Consider the following 12,331-nt stretch of genomic DNA (forward strand, 5'->3'; position numbering starts at 1 on the left):
AAGCTTAACTTAGTCAAAATCTAAAAATATTTACCTGTTTTTGTCCAACTAAGAATCTTGAAAAATTAAGTAAATACGCTTAATGCTAAAGTCGGACTCCAAATTTATCTTACAGGTTGCAGATTAAATCGATCCGAAGCAAATTCCAACATAAACTGATAAGCTTCTTCATATTCGTTTTTAATAGTTCCTGCCAATATTGCTTCTCTAAGCTCGTCTTTAATATCTCCTACAACTTTCCCCGGAGTCAGATTAAATGTTTCCATAATAATCTCTCCGGTTATAACAGGTTTGAAATTTCTCAGCTTATCTTTTTCCTCAACTTCTTTTAATTTATGCTCTACAGAATTAAAGTTTGTGAGATACTTCTTAACCTTCACTTCATTTTTGGAAGTAATATCAGCACGGCACAATGTCATAAGTGCATCAATATCATCTCCTGCTTCAAATAACAACCTCCTCAGAGCGGAATCTGTAACATTTTCTTTAACCAGTGCAATTGGTCTTAAATGGAGACGTACAAGTTTTTGCACAAACTTCATTTTTTCATTCAAAGGAAGCTTAAGCTTTCTGAAAATATGAGGGGTCATCCTCGCTCCTAATTCCTCATGGCCATGAAATGTCCAGCCGATCTTTTCGTCATATCTTTTGGTAGCCGGCTTTGCTATATCATGAAGAATAGCAGCCCATCTCAACCAAAGGTCATTGCTCTTTTCAGCAACATTATCCAACACCTGCAAGGTGTGATAAAAGTTATCTTTGTGTGCTCTGTTCCCAACAGATTCCACTCCTTGCAAATCTGTAAGTTCTTTAAAAATAATTTCCAGTAAACCACAATGATAGAGCAGTTTAAAACCATAAGAAGGCTTAGGGCTTAAAACAATTTTATTAAGTTCATCAGAAATTCTTTCGCAAGAGACAATATTGATCCTTTCCTTATTATCAATAATAGCCTGAAATGTATTGGGATCAATATCAAAGCCCAATTGGGTTGCAAACCTTACTGCCCTCATCATTCTGAGGGGATCATCAGAGAATGTAATACCCGGGTCAAGGGGAGTTTTAATTATTTTTCTCTTGAGGTCAGACATTCCATTGAAAGGGTCCAGCAACTCACCATAGTTATTTTCATTTAAACTAATAGCAAGAGCATTTATGGTAAAGTCCCTCCTGTTCTGATCATCCTGTAATGTTCCGTTTTCTACTACAGGTTTTCTTGAGTTCCTGCTATATGATTCTTTTCTGGCACCTACAAATTCAAGCTCTCCCTCATCCATCTTGATCATTGCGGTTCCAAAGTTTTTGAACACAACAACAGGAAGGTCTCCCATCTTTTGAGCCACTTTCTGAGCCAATGCTATACCACTACCTACACTAACTATATCAATATCTTTGGATGGTCTTTTCAGCAAAAGGTCTCTGACATAACCACCAATCACATAAGAATCAACTCCAAGTTCCCTGGAAGCTTCGGCAACAATATTGAATAATTTGTTACCATTTAAAAGTTCTGAAAAATTCATTAAACGAATATTCTCCGGATTATTTACGGATAAATTTTATTTCCCCATCAAGACCTAACTTCACAATGGTTGAAGGATTTGAAGTCATATTATTCCCATATTTGACATCTACTACAAAATCAGCCTGTTTCAGTACTGCTTCGTCAATACCTGCAAAATTCATTGGTGAAGGACTTCCACTAATATTGGCAGAAGTTGATACTAAAGGCTTTCTGAACTTTTTCAGCAGGGCATTGCAAAAATCATTTTTTATGAGCCTTATAGCTATACTTCCATCTTCACCAAGCAAATCCGGACTTACATTTTTACCTTTGGGATAAATTACTGTCAAGGGTCTTTCTGCAAAATCTACCAAATCCCATGCAATTTCAGGCACATTTACAACATAGTCATGTAACTGTCCTATATCATGAATCAGAACAATCATGGCTTTGGCATCCGGCCTTTTCTTTATATCATAAATTTTCCTGATTGCTTCAGTGTTCGTAGCATCGCAGCCTAACCCCCATATTGTATCTGCAGGATACACAATCACATTTCCCTTTTTTAACTGCTCAATACAGAGGTTAATCTCTTCCTCAGACTTCATTTAGGTTATTTTTGATTAGTGATTTTTCTCAAAGATAGACAGTAATTACAAATTTAAAGACTAACATCTCCTATTACTCCTTATTTTCTGATCGTTTTTTTTAAAAATATACTGGAACACAAGTCTTCAAGAAATCTACTTTAGAAAACATTCATATTTTCCCAAAAGTATTTAAAACTTAGGACAAGGAATAACCATATCTTTCCTTCTGATTATTTTCCTGGTTTTAAAAACATACGACAATGAAAATTCATGTGCTCCTGCTGTCTTTGTAGCAGTTAAGCTAGAAATGGTCAGATCGTAACTGTATCCTATCCCCCATCTGTCTGTCCGCACTCCCACCATTACTACAACTGCATCGTGATTGAAATTCTCCTGATTATATCGTTTAAAAGGTATTCCTCTGTACCAAAGTCCTGTAACAACAGGCTCATAACATACATACAAACCAAGATCAAGCTGATCGAAATCCTCCTGATGCTTATATACAAAAGTCGGAGAAATGCTTCTTTCTTTTTGTTCTCCATATTTTTTTTTGTGTACCCCTTCTTTCAAAAAAAATTTTACACCACCGTGTACTGTCGTTTTTATGGGAAGTTTATTTCCACCTGTATTCAATGACTGATCCGGCTGATTAATATGACTGGATGCCATTCCCATCCAGAATTTATTATTATAGAATAAAAAACCTGCTCCAAAGTCAAAGTAATTAACACTTGAACTTTTGCCTGCTACATTATAGGGAATTCCGGAAACTCCATCAAGCTGACTTCCGAATGTAAGGTTATAATAATCAATACTTCTTGAAACATATCCAAATTGAATTCCTGGTCTGAAAACCAGTTTGCTTGAAAGATTTACACGAAAGGAATACATTCCGTTTATGGAGGCTGATTTTAATGCTCCCTCTCCTGCTTTGTCCAGCATTGCCATTAGCCCAACACCACTTCTGAACTTTTCAAAATTATGATCTAACGATGCTGCATAAGTAATAAAAGGCTTTGGGAGGTTCACCCATTGATACCTGTTGTTAAACATCGCCCTGCTTTCATGTGTGGCACCGGCAAAAGCAGGATTGAGATATAAAGGTGCAGCATAATATTGGGAAAACTGAGGGTCCTGAGCATACACATAGTTAGATAAGCTTAAAGCCAAAAGCATAAAGCGAAAAGCGAAAAGCTTAAAGTTTAAAGTGGAAAACTTAGAGCTCAAAAATATATGAGCAATTGACATTATATCGCTTTGGTTTTATTGTTTTTTTTAAATAAGGTGAAGTTACGTACAACTTAAAAGACCTCATCTTTAATCATTTTCCGTAAGCTTTCAGTGTAGATTTCAGTTTTAATCACCAACCTTTAGGTCTTTATTAAAACCTTAATCACCATGATTATTTATACTTTTTACTTTAAGCTTTCAACTTTAAGCTTTAAGCTCCATTACCATATCAAAGTAACATCACCGGCATATTCCTTCACCTTTCCACTTGGCATTTTCACCTTAATCCTATACACATATACATCTTCCGGGCAAAGCTGATTTTTATAGTACCCATCCCATCCTATTGAAGAATCTTTTGTTTCAAAAAGCATCTCTCCCCATTTATTATAAATACTCATATAAAAATCAGTAACATCATGTAGGCGCGGATAAAAGACTTCATTCAATCCATTTCCATCTTTTCGCCCGCCACTCGAACCTCCATGGTTGGGTGTAAAGGCATTTGGAATTTCAATTGAACCGCCTTCTTCAGCAAATGCTGCATCATCCAATTCATAGCTATTCACACATCCGAATTCATTTTCAGCTAAAAGTTTTACTTTATACCTGCCTGGTGTTTGATATATATGCAATGGACTCACCTCTTCAGAAAAAGATTGATCTCCAAAATCCCATGTAAACTTGATAGCATTTTTAGATTTATTATTAAAAAAAATCGGATCGGGTATAAAAACAACCTTAGGCTGAGATACAAAATAAGCGTCCGGAACAGGTCTTACGTATATGATTGAATCTTTCATAAGATAATTTTCGCCCCCCTTACCTTTCGCCAAAAGTCTTACAGAATAAACTCCAGGAAATTCATAATTATGCTTTGGATTTTTCAATTCTGAAGTCTCACCATCCCCAAACTCCCATAAATATTGCTCCGCAAATTTAGATGTATTGTTAAAAGAAATCTCCAAAGGCAAACACCCTTCTCCTTCTCCAGTGAAATTAACAATCGGAGAAGTTGCCAACACATTGATATCTTTCGTTAAAGAGCTTGTGCATTTTCCTGTATTTATAAAAAGAGTCAACTTGTAGTTGCCATAAAAACCATAATAGTGAACCTGAGGATCTCTTAAACCGGATGTATTTCCATCTCCAAAATCCCATTTAATATCAAAGTTTCCGGCAACAGTATTATTAGTTATATAAATGGCAGAATCAGGTAATTGAATAGTGTTTGAGGTTACTGTAAAATTTGCTTCAGGACCAGCCCAGATTGAAACAGACTTTGTTACTTCTGCCTCACAATTGTGTACTGACTTAACTTTTAGAATTACATTAAATACAGTATCCTCTGCGTATGGATTCTGGAAAATGTGAACAGGAGAAGTTTCTAGAGAAGTACTTCCATCCCCAAAATCCCAGGTGTAATTTGATATTAATGAACCTGATGGTGCAAACTTTGTTTTGAAAGGACTGCATCCTTCCATTTCTCCCACAAAATCAGGAAAAACTTCAGGAAAAACAGAAATCTTTCTGATCATAGTATCTGCACAGTTATTAGCAGTTCCTGAAATCAGCTTCACATAGAACTCTTTAATTAAACCTGTTTTATTTTCATATACATGGGTAACATCTCCAAATAAAGTATCCAGCAATATACCATCTCCAAAATCCCATTTATACCATCCTGCCTTCTGACTGTTATTGGAAAAGCTTACAGACAAAGGACTACACCCAAAGGAAACAGATTCACTAAAATCAGCTTCAGGTTTGGGATGTACAATTACTGTGTCATAGACTGTTGAAGAGCAATTAAATGAAGATAGGGCATTCAGAGAGATCCTAAATAAAGTATCCTTATCAGTAATATTGTTAAAAACATGTGTTGGTGTAGATGCAGAAGATTTAAAACCATCACCGAAATCCCAGTCAAACTTATATTGTGCTCCTCCAGAAGACAAACCCACGATAAGCGGATGACAACCTTCCTTAGGTTTGGCTTCGATCTTGAATTCCGGCTCAGGATATACAATTATAGTTTTACTTTTTTCTAAAAAACAACCATGATCTGTAATAGCTCTGATGGATATGGATTCATCTTTTACTATACCTGTCTTGTTTACAAAAGTATGATTAAACTCCATTGAAGAGACAATAGTATCCTTACCCTCAATCGTCCATTTAAAGGAAGACGCTAAAGATGAATTATTTGACAGTTTTATACTGGATGGGCTGCACTGAGGAATTGAAGGAGTGTACAAAAAATCAGCTACAGGAGACGGATAAACAGTAACATTTCGAATTAACGTATCCATACATCCCTTATCGGATTTGGCAATAAGTTTCAATGGAAATTTCAAACTATCATCCCCTTTATTTAAATAAGTATGAAAGATAGTATCTAAGTTATCTGACGTAAACAGTCCTGGCGAACCATCCCCAAAACTCCATTCGTAGGCGCTGGTATTTTGTGATTTGTTAGCAATTTTAACATCAAATGGAGCGCACCCCTTCCACTTATCTGACTCAAAAGAAGGAACCGGCAATGGTGAGACAATAGTATAAACTGTATCCTTCCTCTTACAGACATCTGTAGCTGCCTCAATAATCACTTCATAAGTACCGGGAGTATTATATAAATGACCAGGCTGCTTTACAGAAGCACTCCCTCCATCTCCGAAGGTCCAGGACCAGGATGTTATCTCAGTTCCCGGAGTATATGGGCTAAGATATTTTGCGGGAATAGGTCTTTCAAAAGTCCCATCCGGTAATTGCCAGCCAACTGATAAATGATCATCCAGATTACTTTCCTTATGAAGTGCTTCTATGTAATACCTTTGGTTTGCTTTTAGAAAGACAGGTAAAGATTGCTGAGAAATATATCTGTTCCACTGCCTCAAAGTGGTAGTTCCGGATACATAAGCAATTTTTGTTTTATCTGAAACTTTTGAACTGGAACTAAGCCAGAGTTCAGAATCTCCATTGCTTGAGATCCAGAATGTATAAATACCATCAGATGGAGGACAAATAAATCCATGAATTCTGGAGCCGTAATTATCTCCGATATTCACAGGCCCCTCAAAATAATCTGTAAGTAAAGAAGTTGAGGAAGGCTTATCCGGAAAATTTGCATGAGAAGTAAGTCTTACTACAGTAGCTGCGCCTGTAATATTATCCCATTGTTCTCTCAATATTGATCCAGAGGCACAAGGTACTGCAGGCAATAAATCGGATAAGTTTTTAAACTTACTAATATTCCCCTGGCATACAGGATCTGAGGACACATTAAATGAAATATCCGGAGGTACGATAACAGCAGCAGTTCTTTCTGCACTACAGTTTAGGTTGTTATGTACTATTAATCGGACACTATAATAACCTGGATCGAAGTCAATAGTCCAGGGGCCAGGACCAGTCTGAGTTATTCCATTTCCAAAATCCCATGTATAAGAAGATGCTCCGATCGACGCATTATTAAACAAGACAGAGGCCTTTCCACAACTTGTAGGTTTAACAAAAGTAAAATTGGCTTGAGGAATCCCAACAACAGATATTACAGAGACAGAAGTATCAGAACAGCCAAGGGCTTTATCCTGAATGGAAGCCAACTGGACCGTATACTTTCCTGCAGCACTGTATTGATGGAAAAGAGTAGGATTATTATTTTCAATCCAACCCGTTCCATCACCGAAATTCCATCTAAATCTGTTTCCACCGCCTGTTGAGCTATTTTGAAATAATACTGAATCCCCTGCACAAATATCAGTAGATGAAGTGGTAAATTGAGAAACAGGAGGATCAATAATTTCTACTTTCATAGAGGTCTGACTAACCCCGCAAAAGTTGGAATCAAGAAGTGTGATATTAAAAGTGGCACCTGGCACTCCGGTAATGAATGCCTTAAGGGATCTGTTTATGGGAGAAGCCTGAAGCCAGGAAGTTGAAATACCTAAATCAGCCGATTCCCATTTTATTTTCCTGGCCTGTTTATTATTACAGTTATATTTAGAAACATCTTTAAAAACCACTGAATCTGCCCCGCAAATTTGTTTCACAGAAGCACTGATAATAGCCGAATCAGTATCCCAAAAATTAAATGGGCCATAACTTGCAAATGAGGCATCACACAAACCCGTGGCAGTGAGTCGGACAATCATATTGCAACTGGACGTTCCTTTTTGATAAGTATGTGACATTACCTGTCCTGCATTGGAAGCATCTGTTACATCTTTAGTCCCATCTCCCCAAGACCATTCGAACTTTGTAAAAGGAGAAGTATTGGTGGAAGTATTTTTAAATGAAAGAATATTGGGTGCACAGGTACTTGCTCCTATGGTAGGAGGCAAAGCTGCTGCTCCCGCTTTTCGGTCATTAATAAAGGTACCTTTTATTGTTTTTATAGTGCAACCTGTTTTCTTCTCCGTAAGTGTTATTGAAAATTTCCCCAAACCGAATGAGTGAGAAAGTACTGTATTGGAAGGCCAGAGTGTACCTGATATGGGCGCAGAACCATCACCAAAATCAATGGTATAATTTTCAATATCACGAGGAGACATCAACTCCAGATTATATATATCCGGATCAGTTTCGTTATCGATACAATTGACCCATGTCTGGGAAGAGGAAGGATTTGCGAAAGTTAAATCATATAACTCTGGTAAAGGACATTGAGCCAAGACTTCAAATGAATCCAGACTCAATAAAAATAAAATACAGATTTTCCAGGTAAATGATATCTTTTCACGCATAAATACAATCCCAACTGTTATAATTTATCCAATAAACAATTGATCAGGTGTGCCTTATTTGCAGAAAACAACTTCACAAGATAATCAAAAAGTGATAATGATAGAACTTATTTTGACAGATTTCCATTTCCAAGAGGTGGATTCATGGTATACCCTTATTAAAGTTTCACATTCTTAGCTTTTCAAAAAAATAATACACAAAAAAGGGGATTTGTATAAATTTATAAGACGAAACATATACCTTTGTATCCCATAAGTAAAATAGAGTCTTTTTAGTACTTATGGCTTCTGCTAAATATATCTTTGTAACAGGAGGGGTAACCTCATCATTAGGAAAAGGAATAATCTCCGCATCTCTTGCGAAACTGCTTCAGTCCAGAGGGTTTTCCGTCACTATTCAAAAATTTGATCCCTATATAAATATAGATCCGGGGACTCTTAACCCTTATGAGCATGGCGAATGCTATGTAACTGAGGATGGAGCTGAAACAGATCTGGATCTGGGTCACTATGAAAGATTTTTGAATATCAACACTTCTCAGGCAAACAATGTCACTACAGGAAGAATTTACCATAATGTAATTTCGAAAGAAAGAGAAGGTGCATTCTTAGGAAAAACCGTTCAGGTTATTCCTCACATTACAGATGAGATCAAGAGAAATTTTCTTGCCTTAGGAGAAAAAGGAAACTATGATATAGTTATTACAGAAATAGGCGGATGCGTAGGCGATATTGAGTCTCTTCCTTTTATAGAAGCTGTAAGACAATTAAGATGGGATCTTGGTCCACATGATACGCTTGTGATCCACCTTACCCTGGTTCCGTTCCTTAAAACAGCAGGAGAATTAAAAACCAAGCCAACTCAACACTCTGTAAAACAACTCTCTGAATCAGGAATTCAGCCGGATATATTAGTTTGCCGTTCAGAGCATCCAATTCCTGCTGAAATCAGAAAAAAGCTTGCCCTTTTCTGCAACGTAAATGTAAACTCAGTTATTGAATCTCTTGATGCTGAAACGATTTACGATGTTCCTTTATTAATGAAAAAGGAAAAACTGGACGAAAGAGTGTTAACCAAGCTGAAACTTCCACATAAAGGAGAAGCTCAAATCGACACCTGGAAAGATTTTCTCGGAAAGCTGAAAAATACTACCCATGAAGTACAGATTGGTCTTGTAGGAAAATATGTAGAATTACCTGATGCTTATAAATCTATTGCTGAAGCATTTGTACATTCGGGAGCAGAAAATGAATGTAAGGTAAAAATTAAATGGATTCAGTCTGAACACCTTACTGCCGAAACTATTCCTTCTGTTTTAGGTAATCTTGATGGAATACTGGTAGCACCAGGTTTTGGAGAAAGAGGAATTGAAGGAAAAATTCAAGCGGTAAAATTTGCCAGAGAAAATCACATTCCATTCTTCGGTATATGTCTTGGTATGCAATGTGCAGCTATCGAATTTGCCAGAAATGTGGTTGGTATAAAAGATGCTGCATCTGCCGAATTGGACAAAAAGACCCCTAACCCGGTTATTGATATGATGGAATCTCAGAAAAATGTTACGAAAAAAGGCGGAACTATGAGATTGGGAGCCTATCCATGCGAATTAACTAAGGGAAGTAAAGCGCATCATATCTATGGTAAATCTAAAATTACCGAAAGACACCGACACAGATATGAATTTAACAACAAGTATCTGAAACAGTTTGAAAAAGCTGGTATGATTGCTTCCGGAATAAATCCGGATACTGGCCTGGTAGAAATTATTGAATTAAAGGATCACAGATTTTATATAGGTACACAGTTCCACCCAGAGCTGAAAAGTACAGTATTAAATCCACATCCGCTGTTTGTTAAATTTGTAAAAGCAGCCATTGAATTTTCAAAAGAAAAAGAGTCTAAAACAGAATAATAACTGAAAATATTTTTAGATAATTAATAATTTAAGATGGATAAGAATCAGGTTACGGGGATAGTGTTAATTACTGCCATGATGTTACTGTACTTTATGTACTTCGGGCAAAAAGATAAACCCCAACCAAACGCACAACAACAACAATCGACTCAGGTTACTCCCCAAAAAACAGAAGAAGTAATTCCTGACTCGGTAAAACAACAGCAGCTAAAGGCTGCATATGGGGAGCTTGCCAATCTGGCCTCAGGAGAAGCAAAAGATGTTGTCGCTGAAAACAAAGACATCAAGGTTACTTTTTCCTCAAAAGGTGGTAAAATCAAAAGTGTACTTTTGAAACACTATCTGACCGATCAGAAAAAACCTTTATACCTTTTAGATGAAGCTAATAGCAACATATCCCTTCTCGCTGCATCTAAAACCGGAAATCTTGACTTATCAACTCTGTTTTATCAGGCTGAGACTCAAAAGTCAGGAGATACAACAAAGGTAATTTTCAAGGCTACTTTATCTCCAGGTAATGCGATTTCCCAGACTTATTCTATTGCACCTGAAGGATATCTGGTTAACTATGACCTGAAATTTGACGGTATGACCGGTATTCTGCAAAACCAACCTGTTGTTTTTGACTGGAAAGCAGATGCCCCAAAGGTGGAATATGACCTGAAACAAAGCAGAATTACCACCTCAGTAAATTATTATACTGTAAAAGAAGGTTTTGATCATCTTAACGAAACCTCAAATGATCCGGAAAGCACTACTTTAAGCGAACCGATTAAATGGGTTTCCATGAAGCAAAAATTCTTCAACGCAGGATTTATCGCTGAAAATGAATTTTCTAACGGGACAGTTAAAAGTCATGTAAATCAAGGAGACACTGCAAGTCTGAAGCATCTGGAAGCTTCAGTGACATTGCCCTATAATGATTTAACTTCAGGAAAAGGAAAATATAAATTTTATTTCGGCCCTAATCATTATCAAACACTTAGAGCAGTTCCTGCTCCTGATTATGACAAAAACGTTTATCTTGGCTGGCCCGTTATCAATCTGATCAACAGATTCATAGTAATTCCAGTATTTAATTTCTTCGAAACGTTTATTGGAAATTACGGGGTTATCATCATCATTCTTGTCTTTTTACTAAAAGCTATTCTATTTCCTCTTAGCTACAAGTCATACATTTCAATGGCTAAAATGAAGGTATTGAAGCCTGAAATTGACGAAATAAAGGAAAGAAATGGCGATGATATGCAAAAAGTGCAGGCTGAGCAGATGCAGTTATATCAAAAAGTTGGAATTAATCCTTTAAGCGGATGTATTCCTGTGCTTTTACAGACTCCTATCCTCCTTGCGATGTTCAACTTCTTCCCGAACTCAATAGAACTAAGACAAGAGCCATTCTTATGGGCTAATGACCTTTCCACATATGATTCTATCTTCTCATGGAACACTCATATCTGGGGTCTTAGCGATACCTACGGAAATCACTTCAGCTTATTTACCTTCCTGATGACCCTTTCTACCCTTTTGTTAACTTGGGTAAATAATCAGGTAAGTACAGTTACCGGACCAATGAAATCTGTTTCATACATCATGCCGGTTGTCTTTATGTTTGTTCTTAACTCCTTCCCTGCAGGTTTGAGTTTCTATTACCTAGTTTCCAACTTAGTTTCAATCGGGCAGCAATATATTATCAAAGGATTTGTTGATGAAAACAAAATCAGAGCTGTTTTAGATGAAAACAGAAAGAAATATGCTACCACAGGAGGGAAAAAATCCAAATGGATGCAGAGAGTTGAGGAGGCTATGAAGGCTAGAGAAGAAGAAATTAAAAAGAAGAAAAAATAGTTAAAAGTTAAAAGCTTAAAGTTGAAAGTAAAAAAGCAGCAAGACAGAGAGATCTGATTTGCTGCTTTTTTCATTTTGAAGCAAGACAAAAGACAACTTTTATTGAAAGACCTCGCCTTTTGAACCAGACATATTTTGCAGAACGAGAAAATACATTCTCAAACTTTAAACTTTCGACTTTAAACTTTTAACTCAAAGTAACCCTCTAACATCCAGCAACCTTCCACTTATCCACATCCTTTCCACATCCCATTAGTGCAAAATATGTGTATAATAAAATAAACAATTAGCACACCTTCATTTCATTTTATCTTAATTTTAAAAATCACTTTGTCAGAAATTTTGAAAATATTCGAAACTGAATGTCTTTTAAGTTCTGAAAAATTTTGAAAAATTGATGTTTATTCACCAACCACTGCTTAAAAGCTTCGTTTGGAAAAAGATTGGAGTAAAATCCTGCATTGTTTTCAGAGCGTAATAAGCCTCTGGCGCATTATT

General features: G+C 36.5%; 6 protein-coding genes. 2 read left to right on the forward strand and 4 right to left on the reverse strand.

Annotation, left to right across the window (positions count from 1 at the left end; all coding sequences use genetic code 11):
- Positions 1 to 104 precede the first annotated feature (104 nt).
- From MYP_RS11240 to MYP_RS11255, 4 genes are all read right to left on the reverse strand, one after another.
- Positions 105 to 1,523, reverse strand: a complete 1,419-nt coding sequence (locus MYP_RS11240; protein WP_045463134.1) for a CCA tRNA nucleotidyltransferase — start codon at positions 1,521 to 1,523, stop codon at positions 105 to 107.
- 19 nt (positions 1,524 to 1,542) lie between these two features.
- Positions 1,543 to 2,112: an L-threonylcarbamoyladenylate synthase gene (locus MYP_RS11245; RefSeq protein ID WP_045463137.1), complete on the reverse strand. Its 570-nt coding sequence runs from the start codon at positions 2,110 to 2,112 to the stop codon at positions 1,543 to 1,545.
- 171 nt (positions 2,113 to 2,283) lie between these two features.
- A complete protein-coding gene (locus MYP_RS11250) occupies positions 2,284 to 3,345 on the reverse strand; it encodes a PorP/SprF family type IX secretion system membrane protein (RefSeq protein WP_052430109.1) in 1,062 nt (353 codons plus the stop codon).
- A 203-nt stretch (positions 3,346 to 3,548) separates the two neighbouring features.
- Complete coding sequence (locus tag MYP_RS11255; protein ID WP_045463140.1) at positions 3,549 to 8,072, reverse strand: PKD domain-containing protein; 4,524 nt, start codon at positions 8,070 to 8,072, stop codon at positions 3,549 to 3,551.
- A 281-nt stretch (positions 8,073 to 8,353) separates the two neighbouring features.
- On the opposite strand from MYP_RS11255, the gene MYP_RS11260 reads away from it, so the two are divergent.
- Both MYP_RS11260 and yidC read left to right on the forward strand, forming a co-directional pair.
- Positions 8,354 to 9,985, forward strand: coding sequence for a CTP synthase (locus MYP_RS11260; protein WP_045463143.1), 1,632 nt, complete (start codon positions 8,354 to 8,356; stop codon positions 9,983 to 9,985).
- 36 nt (positions 9,986 to 10,021) lie between these two features.
- Positions 10,022 to 11,833 carry a membrane protein insertase YidC gene (gene yidC, locus MYP_RS11265; RefSeq protein WP_045463146.1) on the forward strand — a complete coding sequence of 604 codons (1,812 nt, stop codon included), beginning with the start codon at positions 10,022 to 10,024 and terminating at the stop codon, positions 11,831 to 11,833.
- Positions 11,834 to 12,331: the final 498 nt, after the last annotated feature.

This window comes from Sporocytophaga myxococcoides (assembly GCF_000775915.1).
GTDB lineage: Bacteria > Bacteroidota > Bacteroidia > Cytophagales > Cytophagaceae > Sporocytophaga > Sporocytophaga myxococcoides_A.